Below are 25210 nucleotides of genomic sequence, written 5' to 3'. Positions count from 1 at the left end.
GTATTGCAGAAAAGGGGGTAACCATAGATGTGGGAGCGGGCTTGCTCGCGAAGGGGCCATCAGCCGCACAGCTGCATGCCCCGATATCTCGCAAACAAAAACGCCGCGATCATCTCGCGGCGTTTTTGTGTCTGTTGCTTTTACCCCAGGTTCTTGCCGAGCAGCGCGTGGTACAGCTCACTGTCGCCCAGAATCCCGACAACCTTGTTGTTGTCGTGCAGCACCAGCTTGTTGCCGGTTTGATAACGAATCTGCAGCGCATCGCGCATGCCGATGTTGGAGTCCACCAGTGTTGGCAGACGACCCAAACCTTCAACCGCTTGCCCCGGTATCCAGTTCTGCAGGTCCAGGCTCGAGCCGTTCTGGCGTGCGCCTTTGATGGTGTTGCCTTCGGCCAGGTCCAGCCACGAATCGCCGCCCGGATCCAGGCACACCGAACCGTTGATGCGTTTGCACTTGTCCAGGGTGCGCATCAGGCTGCGACCGCACAATACGTTCAGCGGGTTGGTGTGAGCGACGAAGGTGCGCACGTAATCGTCCGCAGGGTTGAGGACGATTTCTTCCGGCTTGCTGTACTGGATGATCCGGCCGTCTTTCATGATGGCGATACGGCTGCCGAGCTTCAGGGCTTCATCGAGGTCGTGGCTCACGAAGACGATGGTCTTGCTCAGTTTGCGTTGCAGTTCCAGCAGTTCGTCTTGCAGACCTTGGCGGATCAGCGGGTCGAGGGCCGAGAACGGTTCGTCCATCAGCAGAATGTCGGCGTCCATCGCCAGCGCTCGGGCCAGGCCGACACGCTGTTGCATACCACCGGAAAGCTCATCGGGTTTCTTGTTGCGCCATTGGGTCAGGCCCACCAGTTCGAGTTTTTCATCGACCAGTTTTTTCCGTTCCTTCTCCGGCCGGCCCTGCATCTCCAGACCGAAGCTGATGTTCTCGCGCACCGTCAGCCAAGGCATCAGGGCGAACTTCTGGAACACCATTGCGATGCGCTTGGTGCGCATCATTTTCAGTTCTGCCGGAGTACAGGAGGCGATGTCGATCTGCTTGCCTTCGTGCTCGACGAACAACTTGCCACGGCTGACGGTGTTGAGGCCGTTGATGCAGCGCAACAGGCTGGATTTGCCGGAGCCGGACAGGCCCATCAGTACGCAGATTTCACCTTTTTCGATGTCCAGAGTGGCTTTTTCAACACCGACGATTTGCCCGGTCTTTTTCAGGATCTGGTCACGGGTCATGCCCTGGTCGAGGAGTTTGAGCGCCTCGCGCGGGTCTTTGGAGAAGATCACGTCCACGTCTTCGAAGCGAATAATGCTCATGCGTCACCCCCTACTTTAGCGTCGGGTTGTTTGCAAATACGGTCGAGCATGATCGCCAGCAGTACGATCGCCAGGCCTGCTTCGAAGCCCAGGGCAATATCAGCAGTGTTCAGTGCGTTGACCACGGGTTTGCCCAGGCCATCGGCGCCCACCAGTGCCGCAATCACCACCATCGACAACGACAGCATGATGCACTGGGTGATACCGGCCGCGATGCTTGGCATGGCGTGGGGCAGTTCAATCCGTGAAAGCAGTTGACGGCGCGAGCAGCCGAAGGCTTTGCCGGCGTCCATCAATTCCTGCGGAACATCGCGAATACCCAGGTAGGTCAGGCGGATAGGCGCGGCAATCGCGAACACCACCGTCGAGATCAGACCCGGGACCACACCCAAACCGAAGAGGGTCAGGGTAGGAATGAGGTACACGAAGGTCGGCACGGTCTGCATCAGATCGAGCACCGGCCGCATCACTGTGTAGAACATCGGTTTGTGCGCGGCGACGATGCCCAACGGCACGCCGATCAGCACGCACACCAGGGTGGCGAACAACACCTGGGCGAGGGTTTCCATGGTTTCCTGCCAATACCCCAGGTTGAGGATCAGCAGAAAGGAGGCGATGACGAAAACGGTCAGGCCCCATTTGCGTTGAATGAAGTGTGCCAGTAGCGCGATGAGGCCGATCAATGCCAGCGGGTTGAACCAGGTCAGCGCAAAAGTCACGCCGTGGATCATCGTTTCCAGTGACACAGCGATTGCGTCGAAGGTGCTGGCGCCGTTTTGCGTCAACCATTCAACGAAGCCCGCGATGTACTGGCCTAAGGGTATTTTCTGATCAATCAGCATGGTAGTGAACGTCCGCATGCAAGGAAATAAACAGCCCGGGCGAGCTGGCTCGCCCGGCGTAAGCGATGCTTCCTAATTCAAGGCTGCGCGAGCTTGGCTTTCACGGCCTCCAGGCCAGGTTTACCGTCAATGGTGGTCACGCCAGCGAGCCAGGTATCGAGCACCTGTGGATTCTTTTTCAGCCAGGCCTTGGCGGCCGCGTCAGGCTTCATTTTGTCGTCCAGGACGTTGCCCATCAGCGTGCTTTCCATGTCGAGGGTGAACGCCAGGTTTTTCAGCAACTGACCCACGTTGCTGCATTCCTGGGCGTAGCCCTTGCGGGTGTTGGTGTAGATGGTCGCCTGGCCAAAGTTCGGGCCGAAGTATTCGTCGCCGCCGGTCAGGTACTTCATCTTGAATCGAGTGTTCATCGGGTGCGGTTCCCAGCCCAGGAACACCACGGCGGTGTTGCGGCGCTGGGCGCGATCGACTTGCGAGAGCATGCCTGCCTCGCTGGACTCGACCACCTTGAAGCCGGCGTCTTTCAGGCCAAAGGCGTTCTTGTCGATCATGCTCTGGATCAGGCGGTTGCCGTCGTTACCCGGTTCGATGCCATAGATCTTGCCGTCGAGTTCTTTCTTGAACTTGGCGATGTCGGCGAAATCTTTCAGACCTTTGTTATACAACTCTTCGGGGACGGCGAGTGTGTATTTTGCGTTTTCCAGATTAGCGCGCAGGGTGTCCACGGTGCCGGCATCGCGGTAGGCTTTGATGTCGTTTTCCATGGTCGGCATCCAGTTACCGAGGAATACGTCCATGTTCTTGCCGTCGGCCAGGGACTTGTAGGTCACCGGCACGGAAATCATCGTGGTTTTGGTCTTATAGCCCAGGGCATCGAGAACGACGCTGGTGGTGGCGGTGGTGACGGTAATGTCCGTCCAGCCGACATCGGAGAAGTTTACGGTGCTGCATTGGGCCGGTTCTGCGGCTTGAGCCAGAAACGGCAGACTCAGCATGGCGGCCAACAACAACGACGGGGAACCTTTCATAAGGGGCGACTCCTTGGTGTTTTTTTTGGCAGTGTTCCGACTGGACCACCGCACTTATCTGTTGCGGTTGGATGGCGTTTTGGAGACAGCTCTACCACGGCGCCTTGCAATCGAGTCGATACGATCATGTACCAGTGAAAATCTGACGCCTACAGGGTGCGTCGTATCCAGTACAGGGATGGTCGCATCCAGTGTCGGTAACGTCGTTTACAGCTTTTTTCAGCCCGTTTTGCCCCTCTGATCCGCAAAAAAACGGCGAAAACACAGCGTAAGCGGCCTGAGGCGCTAGTGAGCATGAGTGCGTCGGTGTGAGACGTTGAACGACATGACAAAAGCCTGATGATGCGGCCATCTCGGCGGATTGCAGCTTGAGCGTAGCAGCTCCGTCACTGGGCGCTTTTGCGCCTGGAGCAGGCACATCCAGGAGTTCAGCAGTAATGGCTATCAGCGTTTTCGACCTGTTCAAAATCGGCATTGGCCCTTCCAGTTCGCACACCGTGGGGCCTATGCGCGCCGCGGCGCTGTTCGTACAAGGTTTGCGTGAGCAAGGTCTTTTGGAGCAGGTGCGGCGCGTCGAAGTTCAGCTCTATGGGTCGCTCTCTGCTACCGGCATCGGTCACGGCAGCGACAACGCGGTGATCATGGGGCTGATGGGCGAGTGGCCGGACGCGATCGATCCGTCGCAAATCGGCATCCGCATCGAGACCCTGCGTGAAACCGACACGCTGTTGCTCGACGGACGTTTGCCGGTCCCATTCATCTGGGCTCGGGACATGCGCCTGATCGACGAGAACCTGCCGTTCCACCCCAACGCCATGACCCTGATTGTCGAAGGCGATCACGGCGAGCTGCATCGTGACACCTACTATTCGGTCGGCGGCGGTTTTGTCGTCGATGAGGCACAGGCTTCCAGCGGCGTGGTGGATCTGGATCGCACCGTGTTGCCATACGATTTCTCCAGCGCCGTCGAGCTGCTCAGTCTCTGCAAGCAGCACAACCTGCGTGTTGCAGAGCTGATGATGGCCAACGAGAAAGTCTGGCGCAGCGAAGAGGAAATTCGCGCCGGCCTGATGAAACTCTGGCGCGCCATGCAAGATTGCGTAGAGCAAGGCCTCAAGCACGAAGGCATCCTGCCCGGTGGCCTGAATGTGCGTCGTCGCGCAGCCAAACTGCACCGTAGCCTGCAAGAACTGAACAAGCCCAACGTGATTGGCTCGACCTTGAGCGCCATGGAGTGGGTGAACTTGTTCGCCTTGGCGGTCAACGAGGAAAACGCTGCCGGCGGGCGCATGGTTACGGCACCGACCAACGGCGCGGCGGGGATCATTCCGGCGGTGTTGCACTACTTCATGAAGTTCAGCGAGGCGGTGACCGACGCCAACGTGGTCGATTACTTCCTCAGTGCCGCGGCGGTGGGGATTCTGTGCAAGAAGAACGCCTCGATTTCCGGTGCCGAAGTCGGTTGTCAGGGCGAAGTCGGCTCGGCCTGCGCCATGGCGGCGGCCGGGTTGGCGGAGATTCTTGGTGCCACGCCGGAGCAACTGTGCAACGCAGCGGAAATCGGCCTGGAACACAACCTCGGGCTGACCTGCGATCCCGTGGGCGGGCTGGTGCAAGTACCGTGCATCGAGCGCAACGCGATTGCGGCGGTGAAAGCGATCAACGCGGCGCAGATGGCGCTGCGTGGCGACGGTCAGCACTTTATCTCGCTGGATCGGGTGATCCGCACCATGCGTGATACCGGGGCCGACATGCACGACAAATATAAAGAGACATCGCGCGGTGGGTTGGCGGTTAGCGCGGTTGAGTGTTGAATCAGTAGTACCGAGTCGCCTGCTTCGCGAGCAAGCCCGCTCCCACATTTAATCAGCGTCGGGCACAAATCCAGCGGGCTTGCTCGCGAAGGGGCCAGACCAGTCAAAACTGCGCACCAAGTGAACACCCGCACCAAAACGCGCCACCTTTTAGCGCGTCGCAAACAGGTAAGCCCTCACCCCCTGGCAGGGGATCCAATTCAAGCCTGACCGTCCGTCACCCGTGCTTGCGGTGACACTCTCCGGTGGAGCGTCGCAGCCCTGTTCCCACAAGTGCTACCGATTTGCTCACAGGCAACGGGGTAGCGGGTTTGCGGCCTCTAATGGCACTTATGACCTCTTATCTCTGCGCGCCATATCTAGACGCATCGCGACGTCGTTTTCAGGAGTTATTGAACACGCATTCAATTTTAGGCATGGCATTTGCTCTGTCATTACAAAGCCCGTCTCCCACGCGAGAACGATGGCAATAAAAAGAGCCTCCGCCTGAGGCCATCACCCGCTTTGTGTGAGGAGATACCGCGATGACGACGTTCAACTCCGGGGCCCAACCCCAGAACCGTGCGCCTCAATCCATCGGCTTTTTGCTGCTGGACAATTTCACGCTTATTTCTCTGGCCTCCGCAGTAGAACCTCTGCGCATGGCCAACCAATTGTCCGGCCGCGAGCTGTATCGCTGGAGCACACTCACCGTCGATGGCGGTCAGGTCTGGGCCAGTGACGGTCTGCAGATCACTCCCGACGCCTCCATGCACAAAGCGCCGCCCCTGGACACCGTCATTGTCTGCGGCGGTATCGGCATCCAGCGCACCGTAACCCGCGAGCACGTGTCGTGGCTGCAAAGCCAGGCGCGTCAGTCTCGTCGTCTCGGCGCGGTCTGCACCGGCAGCTGGGCGCTGGCCTGCGCTGGCCTGCTGGACGGTTTCGACTGCAGCGTGCACTGGGAATGCCTGGCGGCGATGCAGGAAGCTTTCCCGCGGGTGGCCATGAGCACCCGGTTGTTCACCCTGGACCGCAACCGCTTCACCAGTTCCGGCGGCACCGCGCCGCTGGACATGATGTTGCACCTGATCAGCCGCGATCATGGTCGTGAACTGTCCGCTGCGATCTCGGAAATGTTTGTCTACGAGCGCATCCGCAACGAGCAGGATCACCAGCGCGTGCCGCTCAAGCACATGCTTGGCACCAACCAGCCGAAGTTGCAGGAAATCGTAGCGCTGATGGAAGCCAACCTCGAAGAGCCAATCGATCTCGACGAACTGGCGGTGTATGTCGCCGTTTCGCGTCGTCAGCTGGAGCGGCTGTTCCAGAAGTACCTGCACTGCTCGCCATCGCGTTACTACCTGAAACTGCGCCTGATCCGCGCCCGGCAGTTGCTCAAGCAAACGCCGATGTCGATCATCGAAGTGGCGTCGGTGTGCGGTTTCGTGTCCACGCCGCACTTCTCCAAGTGCTACCGCGAATACTTCGGCATTCCGCCGCGTGACGAGCGCGTGGGTTCCAACACCACGCAACAAGTGGCGATGATGCCGCTGCCGCAAGCGCTGGTGCTGTCGCCGTTGTCCGGGCCGCTGTCGGCGTTGAGTCAGGCGCGCAATGAGTCGACGTTTGCTAGCGTAAGGCTCTAAACCGAGGCGCTCCATTCGCGAGCAAGCCCGCTCCCACATTCGACCGAGCTCTCTCAGGGGAACGCGGTCGAATGTGGGAGCGGGCTTGCTCGCGAAGGCGATTTATCAGGCGCTACGGCTTTGCTGATACTCAGCCAACGCGGGCAGCAGCTGCCTGTCGATCGCCTGGCGCACGGCCGGCAGGATGGTCGCGCTGCTGGTGTACATCTGCTTGACCATGGTCCGCAGCGTCATCGCCCGCTCATCGTTCAAGCCTCGCACCGCACACTCGCAAGCCTGCTCGGCTGTAGAGCCACTCGGTACTTGAAAACCCAACGATTTCAGCTGGCCCAACAGGTCTTCCTGGTCAATCAAATCGGCGTGCATCATGACGCAATCCTTCTTCAGGGAACGGTGTCGTGGTTCGATTCTGGTGGGGGGATGGAGTGGCGGCAAGGGCGATTTGTCGCAATGGCAGCATTGGCTATGAACATGTCGTTTTCGGCTAACTTGCTGCGTACGGGAATAGGCACACTGAACTCAGCTGGCTTCACGAAGGTTTGGTCACCCTCGCGCAACAGCTCCTCAACAGTACCCACCTCTGCCCCGATCCTGTCACGGCTTGATCGGGGTTTTTTTTTGCGTGTGAATCAGAGAGTTTTGTGTTGCCTGTGCGGACGCCATCGCGGGCAAGCCACGCTCCCACAGGACTTGCGAATAACCTGTGGGAGCGTGGCTTGCCCGCGATGAACGATGACGGGGTCTAGCGCTGCAACACAAGGATCCGCGACAACAACTCATCCCGGTCGACATAACACCCCTGGAAATGCCGGGCGCCGGTAGCGGGGTCGAACGCATTGCGGGCATGGAGGGTGCGACGGTTATCAAAGCACCACAGCTCACCGGGGTTGAGCCGCGTCATCACCCGAAAGCGCGCCTCGCGGGTCATCGCAATGAAGCGTCGATAAGCGCGATACAGCCTGGGCATCTGTTCGACTGAAGCATCGAACGGCCCACGCAAAAAATTCGCCATGCGGATTTCCGACACTTGCCCGAAAGCATCCAGGGCGATGATCGGTGCCAGACAGCGGTAGTCGCTGTGGCGGTCCTTGTTGCGGAACTCCACGGGTATTTCACACAAGGCCTGAAACGCCTCGGGATCTTCCTCGCGCAAGGCTTCAGCGATGGCAAAACCGTCGACGAAAATGCTTTCGCCACCGTCGGCGTCATTGACCAGGCAATGCAGAAATTGCAGCCCCGGTTGCAACTCCCGCGTGGGCAGGTCGCTGTGCAGCGGCAGGTTGAAGGCGGTGTAGGCATTGCTGTCGGCGTCGGCCTTGGATTGCACGTTGAACAGCACGCCGAAATTGCTCTCACGGATGAAGGAAATCCGCTGGGCGATCAGCTTCAGCGAGCCCGGCTCCGTCGGTACACCGCGAACCTGGGTCAGGCCGATGTCGCGCACGGCCAGCAGCCATTGCAGCAAGGCATCGTTGTCGTCCATCAATGCCTGATAATCGAACACTGGAAGCTTCAGGTGGCTGTCCCACAGCTTACTTTTCGGTTTGGCAGCCCGGCGTTCGGCGCGGGACTCATCGTCATAGGCGTGGGCTCGCAGCCAGCCTGGATCGAAGCGGCTGAGGTGGCCGTCCTGCCAATCGATACACAGACAACCTTCGGCATCGATTCGAGCGCTGTCGGGGATCAGATTTTCTGCGACATCGACGATTTCCAGTACTTGCTCGCGGGTCACCGTGTAGACGCACTGCGGGCACGGGCAGTTGTCCCGTAGCCATTGATGATGAAAAGGGCTGACCCGATCGTCTGCCCACTGCACTTGAATTCGGTCCGCCAGGGTATGCACGGCGGTCAATGCGCTGATCAACGGGTAGGTGCGGAAATCGGCAAAAGCGGCGGCGGTGTTCATGGCGAGCTCCTTGTTATTTTGTGGGCGGTAAAGCGATCACTCGGCCGATGAAGGCGGGTGCGGGCAGGTCGGCTTGCTCGGCGACAACGGCCTGCAGCTTGCTCAAGGTTTCTTCGCTGAACGGTGCGGATCGCGGCCCGGCCAGGTCGACGTGCAGCAGCATTTGTTCATTGCCCGCCAGCTCCTTGTCACCGCCCACCAGATGCAGGCTGTGGTAGAGGTGCAGACGCTTGCGGTCATGGCCGATGATCTGGGTGTGCACTTCGACCTCGGCATCGAGCTTCACTTCGTGCAGGTAGTTGAGGTGCAGTTCGAGGGTGAACAGCGTGTTGCCGCTGGCTTCGCGGTTATTGCTGTCCATACCCAGACGATCCATCAGCGCGTCGGTGGCGTAGCTGAAAATCAGCAGATAGAAGGCATCGCGCAGGTGGCCGTTGTAGTCGACCCAGTCGGGGATGATTTTGGTTTGGTAGGTGGTGAGGGTGGGCATGATTGGTGCTCCAGCAGGTGGATGATCGTTCCCACGCAGAGCGTGGGAACGATCAGTGTTACGGGTTACTCGCTAAACGCCATGCCATGTTTAGCCTTGGTGGTCTTCACCGCCTCCAGCACCGCCAGCAAGCAATCATCACGATAGCGCTCCAGTGCCGAGATGCTGTGCTTGCCCAATTGCTCGCTAGTACCATCCACCACATCATCGATCAATTTGTCGGTCAGCTCCGGTGCCGGCAGATAGGTCCAGGGCAACTGCAACGCCGGCCCGAACTGCGCCATGAAGTGCCGCATACCCGCATCGCCACCCGCCAGGGTGTAAGTCAGGAAAGTACCCATGAACGACCAGCGCAGACCCGCGCCAAAGCGAATCGCATCGTCGATTTCACCGGTGGTCGCCACGCCGTCGTTGACCAGATGCAACGCCTCACGCCACAACGCTTCAAGCAAACGGTCGGCGATGAACCCCGGCACTTCCTTGCGCACATGCAGTGGGCGCATGCCTAGGGATTCATAGACTTTCATCGCCGCCTGCACCGCTTCTGGCGCCGTGTTCTTGCCCCCGACCACTTCCACTAATGGCAGCAGGTAAACCGGGTTGAACGGGTGCCCGACCACGCAGCGTTCCGGGTGGGTCGAGCTCTCGTAAAACTCGCTTGGTAACAGCCCCGAAGTACTCGAACCGATCAAGGCATTGGGCTTGGCCGCCGCGCTGATTTTGCTGTGCAATTCCAGTTTCAGTTCCAGACGCTCGGGGGCGCTTTCCTGAATGAAATCCGCATCACGAACGCATTCTTCGATCGTAGCGACAAAGCGCAGACGATCCTGCGACGCGCCGGGCGCCAGGCCTTGTTTCTCCAGCGCGCCCCAGGCATTGGCGACGCGTTTGCGCAGTGCCGCTTCGGCACCGGGCGCCGGGTCCCAGGCCACCACGTCGAGGCCGTGGGCGAGGGCGCGCGACACCCAGCCGCTGCCGATGACACCGCTGCCCAGCGCAGCGAAGGTTTTGATTTCGGTGATAAAGCTCATGGCGACGTCCTAAAAGAATTTGGTGAACCCTTGTGGGAGCGGGCTTGCTCGCGAAAGCGGAGTGTCAGTCGACAGAAATGTCGGATGTGACGGCCTCTTCGCGAGCAAGCCCGCTCCCACAGGTGAGGTGTAGGTTCGGGTTAACCGCGCTTGGTCAGGCCCATTTTTGCCCGGCCTTCAGCAGGAGTCAGAACGCGGGCGCCGAGGCGGCTGAGGATTTCCGAGGCGCGTTCGACCAGTTGGCCGTTGGTCGCCAAAACACCCTTGTCCAGCCATAGGTTGTCTTCCAGACCGACCCGCACGTTGCCGCCCAGCAGCACCGCTTGCGCCGCCATTGGCATTTGCATGCGACCGATGCCAAACCCGGCCCAGACCGCGTCGGTCGGCAGGTTGTCGACCATGGCTTTCATGGTGGTGGTGTCGGCCGGCGCGCCCCACGGGATGCCCAGGCACAGCTGAAACAGCGGGTTGTCCAGCAAGCCTTCCTTGATCATCTGCTTGGCGAACCACAGGTGACCGGTGTCGAAGATTTCCAGCTCGGCCTTAACGCCCAGCTCTTGAATGCGTTTGGCGCCAGCGCGCAGTTGCGCCGGGGTGGACACGTAAATGGTGTCGCCGTCACCGAAGTTCAGGGTGCCGCAATCCAGCGTGCAGATTTCCGGTAGCAGTTCTTCGACGTGGGCCAGACGGGTCAGCGGGCCGATCAGGTCGGTGTTCGGGCCGAACTCCATGGGGTTCTCGCCCGCGCCGATTTCCAGGTCGCCGCCCATGCCGGCGGTGAGGTTGACGATGATGTCGACGTCGGCCTCGCGGATGCGCTCCATCACTTCGCGGTACAGCGCCACGTCACGGCTGAACTTGCCGGTTTGCGGGTCGCGAACGTGACAGTGGACCACGGTAGCGCCAGCCTTGGCGGCTTCCACGGCGGCCGCGGCGATTTGTTTCGGGGTGACCGGCACGTGTGGGCTTCTGGCGGTCGTGTCGCCAGCACCGGTGAGTGCGCAGGTGATGATGACGTCGTGGTTCATGAGGCGGGTTCCTTGCAGGCGAGAATTTTAGGTGTGGCTTAGGTGTGGCTCAGGGCGTGACGGTTCCGTTCGCAGCCCGCATCGGGCTGCGAATCGGTGGTTCATTTCAGGTTTATTTACTGGTCAGTTTCAGGTTTTCAGCCGCCGGTTTGCCGTCGAAGGTGGTCACGCCTTCGAGCCAGCGCTGCTTGTCTTGCGGGTGATCCTTGAGCCATTGCCTGGCCGACTCGAAGGCGTCCTTGTGATCCAGCAGTGGCTGCATCATCCGGCTCTCGTCTTCGGCGGTGAACGTCAGGTTGCTCAGCAAGCGGCCGATGTTCGGGCACTGCTCGGCGTATTTCGGCGCGGTGACGGTCCAGACGGTGGCCATGCCTTCGTTCGGGCCGAGGGCGTCTTCGCTGCCGGTGAGGTAGGTCATTTGCACGTTGACGTTCATCGGGTGCGGCGCCCAGCCGAAGAACACCACGGCTTCCTTGCGCCGCACGGCGCGATCCACCGCCGCAAGCATGCCAGCTTCGCTGGACTCGACCAGCTGGAACTTGCCCAGGCCAAACTGGTTCTTGGCGATCATCGCCTTGATCTGAGTGTTGGCGCCCGAGCCAGGCTCGATGCCGTAAATTTTGCCGCCCAGTTCTTTTTCGAATTTGGCGATGTCAGCGAAAGTTTTCAGGCCTTTGTCGGCGAGGTAAGTCGGCACGGCGAGGGTGGCGCGAGCATCCTTCAGGCTTGGCGCTTCAAGCACTTTGACCTGCTTGGCATCGACAAACGGCGTGATGGTCTGCGTCATCAGCGGGTTCCAGTAACCGAGGAACAAGTCCAGGCGCTGGTCGCGGATCCCGGCGAAGACGATTTGCTGGGACGCGCTGGTTTGTTTGGTGCTGTAGCCGAGGCCGTCGAGCAAGACCTGGGTCATGGCGCTGGTGGCGATCACGTCGGTCCAGTTCACTACGCCCATGCGCACGTTCTGGCACGACGCGGGTTCGGCCGCCATGACGCTGGCGCTCAAGAAAGCGGTACCGCTGAGTGCAAGAACACAGCTGCTGATCAGTCGTTTCATCTCGGGTTCCTCGGCAGGTCGTTATTGTGGGGCCCGGCATCTTTGTGTGCCGGTGATGCCAAGTTACGCAGCAAAGCACCGATGAAAACGCACTGCGGCGACCAGCTCTTGCACTGCAGCGACCTGCGCGCTTGAATGCCGCCGGCAAGTGGCGTATCAACGTCCACACGCTTCCCGCCCTCTCGCTACCTGCCATCGAGTGCGCTCCATGTCCCAGGATTTCTACTTCTTGTTGATGCCGGGTTTTTCGGCGATCGGTTTTATCTCGGCGATCGAGCCGCTGCGGGTCGCCAATCGCTTTCGCGGTGAGCTGTACCGCTGGCATGTGTTGAGCGCTGATGGCGGGGCGGTGTTGGCCAGCAACGGCATGTCGGTCAATGCCGATGCAGCGCTGGAACCCCTGAAGAAAGGCGCGACCTTGCTGGTGGTCGCCGGTTTCGAACCGCTGAAGTTCACCACTCCGGCACTGGAGCACTGGTTGCGTCGGTTGGATAACGAAGGCGTGACCCTCGGCGCCATCGACACCGGCAGTTTTATCCTCGCCGAAGCCGGCCTGCTCGACGGCCATCGCCTGACCCTGCACTGGGAAGCCATCGACGCCTTCAAGGAGTCTTATCCGCAGCTCAGCGTCACTCAGGAACTGTTCGAGATCGACCGTCGGCGCATCACCTCTGCCGGCGGCACGGCTTCTATCGACCTGATGCTCGACCTCATCGGTCAGGCCCACGGCCCGGAACTGGCGATCCAGGTCAGCGAACAATTCGTACTCGGGCGCATCCGCCCGCGCAAAGACCACCAGCGCATGGAAGTCGCCACGCGCTATGGCATCAGCAACAAGAAACTGGTGCAGGTGATCGGAGAGATGGAACAGCACAGCGAACCGCCGCTGAGTACCCTGGCGCTGGCGGAATCGATCAAAGTGACTCGGCGTCAGCTGGAACGCCTGTTTCGCCTGCACCTGAACGACACACCGAGCAATTTCTATCTACGGTTAAGGCTGGAGAAGGCGCGGCAGTTGCTGCGTCAGACGAACATGAGTGTGTTGGAGGTGAGCATCGCGTGCGGGTTTGAATCGCCGTCGTATTTCACCCGAAGTTATCGGGCGAGATTCGAGCGGTGCCCGCGTGAAGACCGCCGCCCCGCCCAGGCATGATCGTTCCCACGCTCTGCGTGGGAATGCCGCCATGGACGCTCTGCGTCCGCTTCGAGATGTGATCCCACGCAGAGCGTCCGCTTCGATCAGTGGAGGAATGTTACTTCTTCATCAACGCCGAACACGCGGCCTTGTAAGCCTCATGCTGATACTTGTTCAGCGTATCCGGCAGTGCAAAATCGAACTTCTTGTTCTGCGCATTGATGGTCTGCGGCGACAGCAGCGTCACCTCACAATTTCCCAGCAGCTGGAAAATCCCCTCGATCTTGAACGTAGTCGGCCCGCCGGCGAATTCGCCTTTCTTGCTGCGCTTCTTGATCGCGATGCGATCGATGGAATTCTCACGAACAAACGACGCCACCTGAGCGGCAAAGACTTTGACATTGGCGGCTTCGTCGTCATCGTCGAGGGCGATCTTCTTGGTGGCGAGGGCGACGTGGCTCAGGGCCTGACCGTCGAGCGAGGCCACGGCGATGATCGCTTCGCTGCCTTTGATTTCGATGCCGCAGATTTTCATGTCGATCCCTTTCACAGCCTAAAGCTCAAGTTGATTAGCGGTAATACCAAACGCCGCTGCTATTTTTTCGCGAGTGGCCTTCCGAGGCTTTGAGACGGTCTCTTGCTGGGCAAATTCCGGCTGAGAGACACCCATCCGTTTGGCCACTTCATCCTGTGTAAGGTTCAAGTGCTTGCGCCATGGAGCGCTGTCCGAGGGAAGATCAACGGACTGTGAAAGCTTGATTGAAATTGTCTTGCGCCTTATCGAGCAGAAATTTCTGTAGGATTTTTAGTGTCCATTACTACGAAGTTTCCTTTTCCTTCCTGTGACTGTGAATTCGGCGGTACGAATTACTTAGTTTGTACCGCATCATTCATGGACACCCCTTCACAGTTTAGGAGTCTGTAAATGAATGCTCCCCTCTCCCCTTTGTACACCAATGAAGCCTCCCCTGATTTTCTTCGCAGCCAAGAAGATTACCTTTTCTCGCAGTAACTTGAAGGTGCGAACAAAGACGTCTTGAGGATTATTGAGCAACAACAGGCTTACGCCAACGCTCATCCGCCCACAGCTATCTACCGTGTGGCAACTGCGGGCAGCCAGCCTCGTAATGGCAGGAGGATTCAGCGTGCAACTTCGTCGTGGGAGTTTACATAGGATAACGGCTAACAATTACGTGGTGCGCAGAAAGTTATGCCATTCCCAAAAGATCTCCACTGATCATGCGTGTGTGACAAACAGTGCATACAATGCTCGCTATCTCATTTTACAACAACGAAAATGATCATGGACCTATATATGAAGCCAGAAATATTAATTTTCATAGATAACGACTATCTATCAACCTCACTATATTTGTATAGAAAATTGCACTTTCAAGCCGCAGCAAAAGAAGGTATCAGATGCTTAACAATAATCGCAAAAGATAGCAAAAATATTAGGGAGGCTAGCGATGAAAGTGATGAAGTTGTCTTGGTAGATAGTATTGAAACTGGCGAAGTACTCTGCGCAGTAGAACGTTTAAGCCGAACATATAGTGTGAAAGGACTGTTTTGCTACCCAGCGCATGTCACACCGCGTGGGGACGCTAACCATGTAGTTGAAGATATCGCTAGGCAATGCGGGCTTGAATATTACAGCGCCGAGCCGCTAGAGAATTGTAACAATAAGTACTTAATACGTTCGCAACTTCGCAATATAAAGGGTGTTAGGTCGGTAAATTTCAGGCTCTTCAATGGAGATTTCGAAACTATAAATGATCTTATATTTCCCGTAGTGATGAAGCCGGTATACGGGGGCGGCTCGGCGTTTGTCTCGATATGTGATGACCGAAAGAGTTTTGAAAAAGCATATAATCACTTCATACAAAGATTTCCTGACGTGCCTGGAGCCTATTCTTTCTCGGGAGCTGAAAAATGGCTTAGTTCTCCAGAAGCAGGCCCTGTGCTATATACGCCGGGCGTTTCCGTGTTAATTGAAGAATTCATTGAGGGGCCTGAAGGTTCTTTAGAATGCTTGGTTATCGACGGGAGCATTCACCCGATGTTGATATTTGAAAAGATGATAACAAGCAACACCTCCAGTACGGTTTTAGAAAAGGTCATAGTTACACCACCGCAAAGCTTTTCTAACGACCAGATATCGGTGATCGTATCAACTATTAGCAATTCTATAAAAGCACTGAAGGTAAAGAACGGATTTTTACACGTTGAGTTCAAATTATCCAAAAACGGCCCCCAAGTGATTGAGGTAAACCCGAGGCTGGGCGGGTTCTTCGTGGACGAAGCACTTAAGGATCTGTGCTCATGTGATGCGTATGCCTTAAACGTCAATTTCATAACAAATAAGCCAGTAACCATAGGGCGCCATTTGGCGGAAGACCTTCCGATATTGCCGGAGGACGCCGTCTACGCGATGCTTCTATTCTATCCAACTCGCTCAGGCTACATCAAAGCTATAAAGCTTCCAGAAATTGATTCTGCGTGTGAGATTTTATCGCAGGTACTGCCTACTACTAACGGCCACAAAGATGGATTCTTCGATGTAGAGAACGAAGAAGCTTATATCGCAAAAATGTGGGTGAGGGCAACGACTATAGACGAGATACTTCACGTCCATAAAGAGTATGAGAGAAACATTAAAGTCGAAACATCTGAATATCCCGAAGACAAAATACTGGAGCAGTGCTAGATGTGCGGGATAGCTGCAATATTTGAGACTTCTACCCGCTCTAATGAAAAGCGCGACTTTGAGGCTACTTTACTAAAAATGTTGGGGAGAATCTCCCATAGAGGCGCTGCTGAAAGCTTTGGAGAGCGTTTTATATTTTCTCATGCTGCTATTGGTACCAATCGCTTGCCTATCGTGGAGAGAGAGGACAACAACCAGCCGTTCATAGATAACATTTCTGGTCGCGCAATTATATTTAATGGTGAAATTTACAACTTGAATGAGTTGCGATTAATTTTATTATCACACGGAGTAAAGTTTTTAGGCTGTTCAGATACCGAGCTAGTTCTTAGGGCATATGCTCACTGGGGGGAATCTTGTCTGACCCGACTCAATGGTATATTCGCGTTTATTATCTACTCACCGGGAGACAATACTGTTTTCGCTGCGAGGGATCGGCTGGGCGTAAAGCCTCTATACCTGACTCAAGAAGGAACTGTCCTCTATTTCGCATCGGAACTGAAAGCACTAATTGGGTTGACCAACAAGACGCAAGAAATCCTCCCTGGACATTATTGGGTGGACGGTCGACAGAACGCATATTATTTAATTAGCGAAAGCATATGGCCGCGACTAGATTACAAGTCTACGGTAAATAAATGCAATGAGCTACTGCACCTCTCGGTAAAGCGTCAAGTCAATACTGATCTTCCGATAGGCGTAGTTTTCTCTGGCGGGCTAGATAGCGCAATAATTCTTTATCTTGCTAACCTATACCATAAGAACGTCACCGCCTACACGGTCGGAGTGACTGGCTCAGCTGATGTAGTATTCGCGCAGAGATTATGCAAAGAACTTGGCATTAAGATAGTTATTTCTGATGTTGATCGTGTAGATCTGATGCAGTCTATTAGAACCAGCATATATGTATCTGAACAATTTGAACCCGTAGATATAACTGATGCATTAACTATACATTTTGCTTTCTCTCGAATGAAAGAAGACGGGATTCGTATAGCTCTATCTGGAGATGGAAGTGATGAGCTATTCGCTGGTTACGACTTTTTTCAAGGGGCAAGTGACCGTCGTGCGCTTCAGCTACATAAAGTTAAGAACTTGTATCGAACTGATCTACAGCGTGTGGATAGAATGAGCATGTTCAATACAGTGGAATGCCGTGTACCGTTTCTCGACAACGATCTTTTCGATTTTATAATATCGGCACCGATGGAGTTCCATGTAAGAGATGATTTTACAAAAGTTCTACTGAGGGACGCTTTTTCCCTCGAATTACCAGATTATATCACTTGGCGACCAAAAATGAGGATGTCTGAAGGGTCAGGTATAGGCGGACTGATCTTTGACGTACTTCAATCAATAAATGAGAGCCTGGATAGCAAGCCTTTTCCATTAGAAGATAATGCAATTAATAATGCTGCTTTGATATTCCAAGAATTCGGCTTTGAGCTTCCAGACAATCGATATAAGGTACAAGGTCTCGACTATCATAGCGGCGGATGGACGACCTCGAAAACTAAAGACATTGATAAAAACCTCGTCAGTTCCCCTACCAGCGAAGGATAATAAAAATGATTATTGCAAAGGACACTTTGAGTAAACAGGATTTACTGTCTTCCGACCAATGGGGCGACCACAAATTTCAAATGAAGAATGCCATTCGCACCAAGGCTCAGCTGGAAGCCTGGGTAACTCTCAGTGATACAGAATTGAAGGGCATTGAGCAAACAGAGAGCCAGTATAAGTGGATGATTACTCCATATTATGCATCACTGATGGACGAGACCAATGAGAATTGTCCGATTCGGCTGCAAAGCATACCCCATCCAAAAGAAGTTGATGAGAGTAATCAGCAGGAGGATGTAGATCCGGTGGGTGATATGGTTTATATGAAAACCAGACGCGTCGTACATAAGTATCCAAACCGAGTCATATTCCTAGTGTCGGATACTTGCCCAGTTTATTGCAGACACTGCACTAGAAAGTTTCACACAACTGATAAGTCAGGCAGTTATTACAACAAAGAGCTTCCCGACTCATATGATCAAGACATAGAGTACATCGCAAACAACAAAAACATCAGCGACGTATTACTTACTGGAGGCGACCCGCTAATTCTTTCCGATAAGCTTTTGCATAGCATTATCTCTAGGCTCAATGCGATCCCCCACGTAGATTTTGTACGCATTGGCTCACGGTACCCGGTTTTTCTTCCGCAGCGGATAACAGATGATTTTTGTAAGATGTTGTCCGAATTCAAATCAATCTGGTTTAGCACCCATTTCAATCATCCCGTGGAAGTTACTCCTGAGGCCTTAAGCGCGATAGATAAACTTCTTTCCCACGGTATACCGGTGCAAAACCAGACAGTGCTGTTGCGTGGTGTGAACGACGACGTCGAAACACTTAGAACGTTGAACCGGATGCTGGTGAAAGGCAGGGTAAGGCCTTATTACCTATACCACGCGGACAATGTTCAAGGCGTGTCGCACTTTAGGACGTCGATAGAAAAGGGCCTTGAGATTATGGAGCAACTGCACGGTTATGAAACTGGTTTCAGCGTCCCACAGTATGTTTACACCACTAAACTTGGAAAGATTCCTTTGAATAACCAGTACTTCTATAAACTTGGCTCTAAGAATTTTGTGCTTGGCTATGATCATAAAACGCTTGAAATCCCTTGAGGTCAACTGACTCGCGAGTGGGTCACTACCTGGTGGCTTTGAAACTAAATAATTTACCATTTCTTCGGTACAGATATGATATTTACTAAATTAGACTACTCAATATTAAGCCCGGAATCTATTGTCGCTCAATTTAAAGAGGACTTTAGTTTTTCATCTGACGTCACAATATTAGACCTTCCTAAAGCCAATCAACAGCGACCGACGCCGAAACATTGGAGAGACGACTGCCATTCAAACTACGATGATTTATTTCTTCAGCTTTCACGGCATGTTGGTGATGTCTTCGGTTATAGCGACCTGCAGAACGGTAAGCTTGTTCAAGAAATATTCCCAATCTTCCAAGATAGAAATAAGCAGTTGGGAAGTGGTTCTGTGCATTTAGAACTGCATACTGAAGACCCCGCTTTACCTTATAGGGCAGATGTACTAGGTTTTTTATGCGTAAGAAACGACGATAAAGTCCCCAACTTGCTGTCTTGCCCAGATTTTTCAGCTGTTGATGCAACACTCAAGCACAGGTTAACTGAGAGCCGTTATACCATTCTTTCCGACCGACCTTCTACGATCGAATATAAGCCAACAGCTCTAGAGACGGCGGTGTTGCAAGAATCACCTACCGAGGGCTACAGCTTCATTTATGATCCTGTCTACGTTGACTACAGCAAAATGTCTCACTACGAAGAACTAGATTTTAAGGATTTTATCAAGCTGGTTGAGTCAGCAACCTTTGACTTATCAATGAACGAAGCACAGGTTTTGTTTATCAACAACTATAAGTGCGCTCATGGCAGGCCACAATTTACGCCAAAGTACGATGGAACGGATCGATGGCTGAAAAGAGTACAGATTTCCAAGGATGTGTCTAAGCACCTAGACCGGGAGTACAGTCTTGACATCATCACTGATATATGACCGTGCCGCGAGGCTTTCCCGTAGATATACATCCGAGATGCGCGAGAGTTCCCGGCTCTCGCTAGCCTTTGTATCTGGCAATATCGCGCATGTGATTATTGCGACTACGGACGTAATAATGGCTGGATGGATTAGTACCGAGGCGTTAGCTGCGTCGACTTTGGCACAGGGCCTCTACTATCTTCTGTTTTTAATATTTTCCGGGCTACTCATCTCTACCATCCCGTTTATTACTGATGCATTGGGATCTAAGGCAAAAGAAGAACAATATGCATCTGTATCGACCAGCTGCATTCAGCTCATACTAGCTGCGTTTTTAATATGCTTGGCAATGCTCTATTTTACGAAAGAAATATTAGTTTTTTTTGGCCAGGATCCGCTTTTGTCTCTCGAAGCTCAGAGATACATGAATAGCCTGATGTGGAGCATCGGCCCAGCGATTTTATTTGTACACCTCAGAAATGTTTTATCAATAATGGGATCAGCGCGATATACAGTTATCGCAATTATTATAGCAGCGATCTTTAACTTCGTTGCTAACCTGATTCTAATATTTGGCTTTTTGTGGATCCCCCCCTTGGGTTTGTTCGGTGCAGGTATCGCCACGACGCTAACAAACATTTTGCTTTGTATATTGCTGGTCATATTAGGCTTAATGAATCCGCAGTTCGGGGAGCGGCAGCACTGTATAAAATTGACAGTAGTGAGAGGGTGGTTGATGCTGCCTATTTTAAGAAACGGTATTCCGGTCTCTTTAACGCAGGCAAATGACACTCTATTTTTCTTCATCCTCACAATCATAGTGGGTAAGTTTGGAATCGTTGCGTTGGCTGCTCATGGTATCGCAATGCAAGTTCTTCAAGTCGTATTTACAATACCTAATGGCATTTCTCAAGCTTCTACTACGAGAATAAGCCTCTGCTCTCCTTTGGGTGTGTATTCGCGGCGGACGAGTGACGCCGGATGGAGTGCTTTATGGCTCGGCTGGATAGTACTCACTGTAATATCTTCTATCCTGATTATTTTTTCCCATGATATTGTTCAGCTATTTGTTGCTCGCGGTGAAGGTGGAGATGACGAGCTTATCAAGCTATCTAGCCTTTTTGTCTGCATTTTAGGAATCTTCCATTTCTTTGATGGAAGTCAAATGGTACTGCTCGGTATATTTAGGGGCTTGAAACAGACCGTCTTTCCGATGTTGCTTTCGATTATTTGTTTTTGGCTAGTGGGACTACCGCTCGCTCTCTTCTTGGCATTTTATACTGACCTAGGAGCGGCGGGTGTATGGTGTGGCGTAGGGCTTGGACTTATAGCGCTGTTCTCTCTACTTCTATTTAGATGGATCCGATACAAGGCTCCGGCGCAGGTTGCGGCATGAGAAATCTATACGGCATTCGAGGTATAAATTACATACTGAAACACAGTATATTCGTGATAGCTTACTTAGTATTACTATCTATATTGCTTATTCTGGCGGTGCCGAAGGGTATTTTGTCGATATATTCAGTGTCTTACTACTGCTTGTTATTTTTTCTTCTCTATTCCATCAGCGCTTGGCCGATTATTCGCTCCCAATTTGATATGCTCAATATCGTCGTACCTTATTCCACCGTGCGACGTCTTAGTAGCTACACCTGTTGGCTCGTTCCGCTCTCCATTTTTACGTTGGTGGCGGGACTCTACAGCAGAACTGAATTAGTCGGATTTGGACTTTTACTATCAAGCCAGTTATTACTACTTTGCCTCCTAATCTGGTTATATGCGACGGTTGTGATTACCTGCAGGTCTGCTCTAAAGTGGCGGGAACCTGTGCTCACATTATGGTACGAGGCATTAGATGAGCTTGGCGATATTGATGATAAAACTCGCGAGTGTATCCTCGATCTAATTGAGTCGGAGTTTCATGGAAGAAAGTTATCACGCTCTAGCCGCCTATCCAATGGTTTGCTTAAGCCTGTCATGCCTATACCTTATGCTACGAATATAAATATCAACGGATTTAAGTCGTCATTCGGACTCAGAAAGCCTCTTTGGTCTAAAGACGATTTCTGCTTCCTCTCAGGCATTGATACGCTTCTTGCCGAGATGACGCAGGAACTAGTCCAGCTCTATGAAAAACACAAGAACACCCAGGAACAATATCCCTTTCATGGCGATCCTTTGTGGAAATCAGTTCCACTTTATAAAGGAGGTCAAAAAGTTGCTGTATACGCTGACCTTGTTCCAAATACGATTCGCTTTGTCGAGGATGTTGTGCCTGGCGCTACTATCAGAGAGGTTGTGCTTTCAAGTCTAGAACCGGGCGGTCACATCGAGCCGCATTTGGATTATGTTTATCCTATGCTGACATTACATCTTCCTATCCTTTGCGCTGACGATGGATTGTCTGGACTGAGAATCGGGGAAGAGATCGTTAGTTGGAGAACGGGTGAAATAGCAATTATTGACACGACTTTTCAGCATGAGTCTTGGAACCATAGTGAATGTACTCGTGTAAATCTGATGTTTGATTTCTGGCCCGGGGACCTGAGCCCGTCGGCGAAAGCTTTTTTCACTGAAGTTTACTCGCGGCAGATGCTGCGACACTTAAAATAATTACAGTTGGTGAAAATCATGTCAAACCCGAGCCAGCAGTTATCTAAGGTCTTGAGTGAAGGTCCTAAAATACGTGACTTAATTCAGATGCACGACGGTGAGCTCAACCTTGAAGTCCCGCAGGAAGTTTCTCGCGCGACGATTGACGCCTTAATAAATGGGCACACTGGCTATTGTAATCTTACTGGCATAGATGTTTTAAAAAACGCGTTGATCGAGAGATGCTTTCAACAACATGGTAAGTTGTGCGACCCGGCCGAAATTTTAGTTTCTAATGGTTCAAGCCAAGCTTTGTTCATGTTGATGAAATGCATATTATCCAACGCGGACGAGGTTCTGATTCCGAATCCATGCTGGCCCGCCTATAGATCTTACATAGAACTTAACGGGGGTATTGCCGTCGATTACGAAATGGGACATATGGGTCTCGACATAGTTGAAATTCGCAAGTTGGTGACTCTCCAAAACCAAGGCGTTGATTATTAACTCACCTCACAACCCCACTGGTGATTCTCAGTCGACAAGATATTCTAGTATTGGTGGCGTTATCTCAAGAGTATGGCTTTCTACTCATTTCCGATGAAGCCTACGAAGGCATCATTTTCGGTAGCGGTGAATATGTTAGCCCTCTGGATCTTATGGTGGACTCTAGCCTGCTGGTGGTTACACGTACGTTCTCAAAACTGTTCTCTATGTCTGGTTTTAGAATAGGCTATATGTTCGCGGATAGAAAAATCATCGACCTATGCTCCACGCTTCAGGGCGTCATGACGGACAATGCGTGTACATTTGCGCAGCACGGTGCCTTGGCAGCTATAGCGTTGCCTAAGAGCATTCTTAAAAAACGTGTTGATGAGTTGCAATACCGAGCCTATTACTGCCATCAATTATTAAGCACTACGTTTGACATTGTACGGCCGCAGGGTGGTTTCTTTCTATTTCCTGACATTTCCCGAGTATTGGGTGCTACTTGGAATTCGGATACCCAATTTGTAGACGATCTCCTCAATGTAAAATCCGTTTCGACCACGCCAGGGTCTTCTTACGGTATGAAGGACCATATCCGAATCTCTATTGCTTCCGTAAATGAAGCTGAAATTAAAGAAGCATGCGGGAGAATTATTGATCTTGTCCACCATCGCTGATTTTCATACGACAGGTGTTACTAGTGTGGAAACCGTTGTCGCTTGGAGGCTCCATGGTTTCATCAGATATTATTGTTGGTCCCGACATTTATTTTAGGTCAAGACAGCTCCATATTTTATAGCCAGCAATGTTCTGCCCTAAAATTTTATTGGTCACTAATTATGCATACTATTGAAAATATAGCGGTAAGTGTTGAAAACCTCACAGAAAAATTCGAGGTTGAACGTTTCAAGGTTTATACCTTGAATCAAATTGACCAGATTCCTCAGCTTGCTAAATTAGACAGCCGGACTATTTGGGCGATGAAGGTGGTGGCAAGCGTTCTTCCATTTCGAGTCAATGAATATGTTATCAAAGAATTGATCGACTGGAGCAATATTCCCAACGATCCTTTATACCAGCTTACCTTTCCCCAGAAAGATATGCTGGATAACGAGTCTTTTGATCTAATAGCATCTTTATTTTTAAGGAAATCCGACCGCTCATCCTTTGAGGTCGCGATAAAAGCGGTTAGAGCTAGACTCAATCCCCATCCAGCAGGACAGCTGGAGCGTAATATTCCTTCACTGTCTGGCGTGACAGTAACGGGTGTCCAGCACAAATATCGTGAGACTGTGCTGTTTTTTCCAAGCGCTGGTCAGATTTGCCATAGCTACTGTACTTTTTGTTTCCGTTGGGCCCAATTCACGGGTGACCAATCGCTCAAGATTGCTGCTAAGGAAAACGCCCAGCTATTGGATTACCTTCGGGCCAACCCTAAAGTGACTGATGTTTTAATTACTGGCGGAGATCCGCTAGTTATGAAGACAAGCAATCTACGTGCTTACCTAGAACCTCTTTTGACGCCTGAATTCGAGCACATCCACACTATCCGAATTGGTACAAAGGCGCTTTCTTTCTGGCCTCAGCGGTTTGTGACTGACAGCGACGCAGGTGAACTTCTTGATCTATTTAGGAAGATCATCAACAGCGGTAAACACTTAGCGTTAATGGCTCATTATAATCATTGGGCGGAACTTGAGCCTGCCATTGCTCGAGAGGCTATTCTTCGTGTTCGACAAACAGGCGCTCAAATACGTAGCCAGGGCCCGTTGCTGGCTCATATCAATGACTCTGCTGACGTCTGGGCGCGACTCTGGCAGACGCAAATTCAACTAGGCATTATTCCTTACTATATGTTTATCGAGCGTGATACCGGGGCCCGCCGATATTTTGAAGTCCCTCTTGTATGTGCGTGGGAAATTTACCGGGACGCGGTCAAACAAGTTTCAGGTATTGCCAGGACTGCCCGAGGACCTTCGATGAGCGCAGATCCGGGGAAAGTTGAGGTCTGCGGTGTAGCTGAAATTCGAGGAGAAAAGGTGTTTGTTTTACGTTTTATCCAAGCACGAAACCCGGATTGGGTGCAGAGGCCATTCTTCGCACGATTTGATCCCGATGCTACGTGGTTCGATCAACTAAAACCGGCTTTTGGGGAGACTGCGTTCTTTTTCGAGAGGGAAGTTTCTTAACCCGTTTTTGCCAGCGTTGCCGCTGATGATCAAACTGCCAGGCTGGGACAATGTGCTCCCACTCAATACTCTGTGCGCGGTTTTCATGGATCCGCGTTTCATAACCGCAGGACGCGAGATCAACTGGTCGCGGTAGGAATGGCAGCTACCTGCCACCCCCGCACAGATCCGTACGTGCGGAATTACCGCATACGGCTCCTGCCTTGGGTTTTGAGTAAGCGCTCCACACCCCACCGACTTCAATGTGAGCAGCCCGCTCAACTATTCGCGCGTTCTTTGACACCATCGATCACGAGTGGATGATGTGCTTTCTGCAACACCGAATCGCGGATCGACGGGTGTTAGCGTTTATAGTCCGATGGCTGCGTACAGTTGCT

General features: G+C 52.9%; 22 protein-coding genes and 2 pseudogenes. 12 read left to right on the top strand and 12 right to left on the bottom strand.

Annotation, left to right across the window (positions count from 1 at the left end; genetic code table 11):
• Positions 1–140: 140 nt before the first annotated feature.
• The 3 genes from choV to IC37_RS22820 all read right to left on the bottom strand — a co-directional run bounded on the left by choV (position 141) and on the right by IC37_RS22820 (position 3189).
• Positions 141–1319, bottom strand: coding sequence for a choline ABC transporter ATP-binding protein (choV, locus tag IC37_RS22830; protein ID WP_030128580.1), 1179 nt, complete (start codon positions 1317–1319; stop codon positions 141–143).
• Positions 1316–2161, bottom strand: a complete 846-nt coding sequence (gene choW, locus IC37_RS22825; protein WP_030128579.1) for a choline ABC transporter permease subunit — start codon at positions 2159–2161, stop codon at positions 1316–1318. The genes choV and choW overlap by 4 nt, the downstream gene beginning before the upstream one ends.
• Before the next feature lie 77 nt (positions 2162–2238).
• The gene (locus IC37_RS22820; RefSeq protein WP_030128578.1) at positions 2239–3189 is read right to left on the bottom strand and encodes a choline ABC transporter substrate-binding protein; all 951 of its coding nucleotides are present in this window, start codon (positions 3187–3189) and stop codon (positions 2239–2241) included.
• Positions 3190–3626: 437 nt separating this feature from the next.
• Between IC37_RS22820 and IC37_RS22815 the strand changes: the two genes are divergently transcribed.
• Together IC37_RS22815 and IC37_RS22810 are read left to right on the top strand one after the other, a co-directional pair.
• Positions 3627–5003 carry an L-serine ammonia-lyase gene (locus IC37_RS22815; protein WP_030128577.1) on the top strand — a complete coding sequence of 459 codons (1377 nt, stop codon included), beginning with the start codon at positions 3627–3629 and terminating at the stop codon, positions 5001–5003.
• A 524-nt stretch (positions 5004–5527) separates the two neighbouring features.
• Positions 5528–6631: a GlxA family transcriptional regulator gene (locus tag IC37_RS22810; RefSeq protein WP_030128576.1), complete on the top strand. Its 1104-nt coding sequence runs from the start codon at positions 5528–5530 to the stop codon at positions 6629–6631.
• Positions 6632–6736: 105 nt separating this feature from the next.
• Here the strand turns inward: IC37_RS22810 and IC37_RS22805 are convergent, their stop codons facing one another.
• The 6 genes from IC37_RS22805 to IC37_RS22780 all read right to left on the bottom strand — a co-directional run bounded on the left by IC37_RS22805 (position 6737) and on the right by IC37_RS22780 (position 12143).
• A complete protein-coding gene (locus IC37_RS22805) occupies positions 6737–7000 on the bottom strand; it encodes a hypothetical protein (protein ID WP_030128575.1) in 264 nt (87 codons plus the stop codon).
• A 373-nt stretch (positions 7001–7373) separates the two neighbouring features.
• Positions 7374–8537 carry a gamma-butyrobetaine dioxygenase gene (locus IC37_RS22800; protein WP_030128574.1) on the bottom strand — a complete coding sequence of 388 codons (1164 nt, stop codon included), beginning with the start codon at positions 8535–8537 and terminating at the stop codon, positions 7374–7376.
• 13 nt (positions 8538–8550) lie between these two features.
• The gene (locus IC37_RS22795) at positions 8551–9027 is read right to left on the bottom strand and encodes a thioesterase family protein (RefSeq protein ID WP_030128573.1); all 477 of its coding nucleotides are present in this window, start codon (positions 9025–9027) and stop codon (positions 8551–8553) included.
• A gap of 65 nt (positions 9028–9092) precedes the next feature.
• Entirely contained in the window at positions 9093–10058 is a 966-nt protein-coding gene (locus tag IC37_RS22790) for an L-carnitine dehydrogenase (protein WP_030128572.1), read from the bottom strand.
• Positions 10059–10198: 140 nt separating this feature from the next.
• The gene (locus tag IC37_RS22785; protein WP_030128571.1) at positions 10199–11086 is read right to left on the bottom strand and encodes a 3-keto-5-aminohexanoate cleavage protein; all 888 of its coding nucleotides are present in this window, start codon (positions 11084–11086) and stop codon (positions 10199–10201) included.
• Between the two features lie 112 nt (positions 11087–11198).
• Positions 11199–12143, bottom strand: coding sequence for a choline ABC transporter substrate-binding protein (locus tag IC37_RS22780; protein ID WP_030128570.1), 945 nt, complete (start codon positions 12141–12143; stop codon positions 11199–11201).
• A gap of 208 nt (positions 12144–12351) precedes the next feature.
• Here IC37_RS22780 and IC37_RS22775 point away from each other — a divergent pair, with 208 nt between their 5' ends.
• Entirely contained in the window at positions 12352–13296 is a 945-nt protein-coding gene (locus IC37_RS22775; protein ID WP_030128569.1) for a GlxA family transcriptional regulator, read from the top strand.
• 100 nt (positions 13297–13396) lie between these two features.
• On the opposite strand, the gene IC37_RS22770 is transcribed toward IC37_RS22775, so the two are convergent.
• Complete coding sequence (locus IC37_RS22770) at positions 13397–13813, bottom strand: DUF3010 family protein (RefSeq protein ID WP_030128568.1); 417 nt, start codon at positions 13811–13813, stop codon at positions 13397–13399.
• Between the two features lie 18 nt (positions 13814–13831).
• Positions 13832–13993: pseudogene (locus IC37_RS22765) on the bottom strand (helix-turn-helix domain-containing protein); the annotation flags it as partial.
• A 588-nt stretch (positions 13994–14581) separates the two neighbouring features.
• On the opposite strand from IC37_RS22765, the gene IC37_RS22760 reads away from it, so the two are divergent.
• From IC37_RS22760 to IC37_RS22720, 9 genes are all read left to right on the top strand, one after another.
• Positions 14582–15985 carry an acetyl-CoA carboxylase biotin carboxylase subunit family protein gene (locus tag IC37_RS22760; RefSeq protein WP_030128567.1) on the top strand — a complete coding sequence of 468 codons (1404 nt, stop codon included), beginning with the start codon at positions 14582–14584 and terminating at the stop codon, positions 15983–15985.
• Positions 15986–17548, top strand: coding sequence for an asparagine synthetase B (locus tag IC37_RS22755; protein WP_051414797.1), 1563 nt, complete (start codon positions 15986–15988; stop codon positions 17546–17548).
• A 5-nt stretch (positions 17549–17553) separates the two neighbouring features.
• A complete protein-coding gene (gene blsG, locus IC37_RS22750) occupies positions 17554–18666 on the top strand; it encodes an arginine 2,3-aminomutase (protein ID WP_051414796.1) in 1113 nt (370 codons plus the stop codon).
• Between the two features lie 75 nt (positions 18667–18741).
• The gene (locus IC37_RS29675) at positions 18742–19581 is read left to right on the top strand and encodes a hypothetical protein (protein ID WP_143519237.1); all 840 of its coding nucleotides are present in this window, start codon (positions 18742–18744) and stop codon (positions 19579–19581) included.
• A 37-nt stretch (positions 19582–19618) separates the two neighbouring features.
• Positions 19619–20959, top strand: a complete 1341-nt coding sequence (locus IC37_RS22740; RefSeq protein WP_081729269.1) for an MATE family efflux transporter — start codon at positions 19619–19621, stop codon at positions 20957–20959.
• A gap of 431 nt (positions 20960–21390) precedes the next feature.
• Positions 21391–22176, top strand: coding sequence for an aspartyl/asparaginyl beta-hydroxylase domain-containing protein (locus tag IC37_RS30010; RefSeq protein ID WP_158225669.1), 786 nt, complete (start codon positions 21391–21393; stop codon positions 22174–22176).
• A gap of 18 nt (positions 22177–22194) precedes the next feature.
• Positions 22195–22662, top strand: coding sequence for an aminotransferase class I/II-fold pyridoxal phosphate-dependent enzyme (locus IC37_RS22730; RefSeq protein WP_030128561.1), 468 nt, complete (start codon positions 22195–22197; stop codon positions 22660–22662).
• Positions 22663–22682: 20 nt separating this feature from the next.
• Positions 22683–23321 carry a pyridoxal phosphate-dependent aminotransferase gene (locus tag IC37_RS22725; RefSeq protein WP_218244353.1) on the top strand — a complete coding sequence of 213 codons (639 nt, stop codon included), beginning with the start codon at positions 22683–22685 and terminating at the stop codon, positions 23319–23321.
• A 162-nt stretch (positions 23322–23483) separates the two neighbouring features.
• Positions 23484–24833 carry a KamA family radical SAM protein gene (locus tag IC37_RS22720; protein ID WP_030128559.1) on the top strand — a complete coding sequence of 450 codons (1350 nt, stop codon included), beginning with the start codon at positions 23484–23486 and terminating at the stop codon, positions 24831–24833.
• Here the strand turns inward: IC37_RS22720 and IC37_RS30690 are convergent.
• Positions 24826–24957: pseudogene (locus IC37_RS30690) on the bottom strand (deoxyribonuclease); the annotation flags it as partial. The gene IC37_RS22720 and the pseudogene IC37_RS30690 sit on opposite strands and share 8 nt — an antisense overlap.
• Positions 24958–25210 lie beyond the last annotated feature (253 nt).

The organism is Pseudomonas sp. QTF5, from assembly GCF_000512695.2.
Taxonomy (GTDB): domain Bacteria; phylum Pseudomonadota; class Gammaproteobacteria; order Pseudomonadales; family Pseudomonadaceae; genus Aquipseudomonas.
Note: the sequence above shows the minus strand (reverse complement) of the source record. Positions and strands in the feature narration are given on the sequence as shown.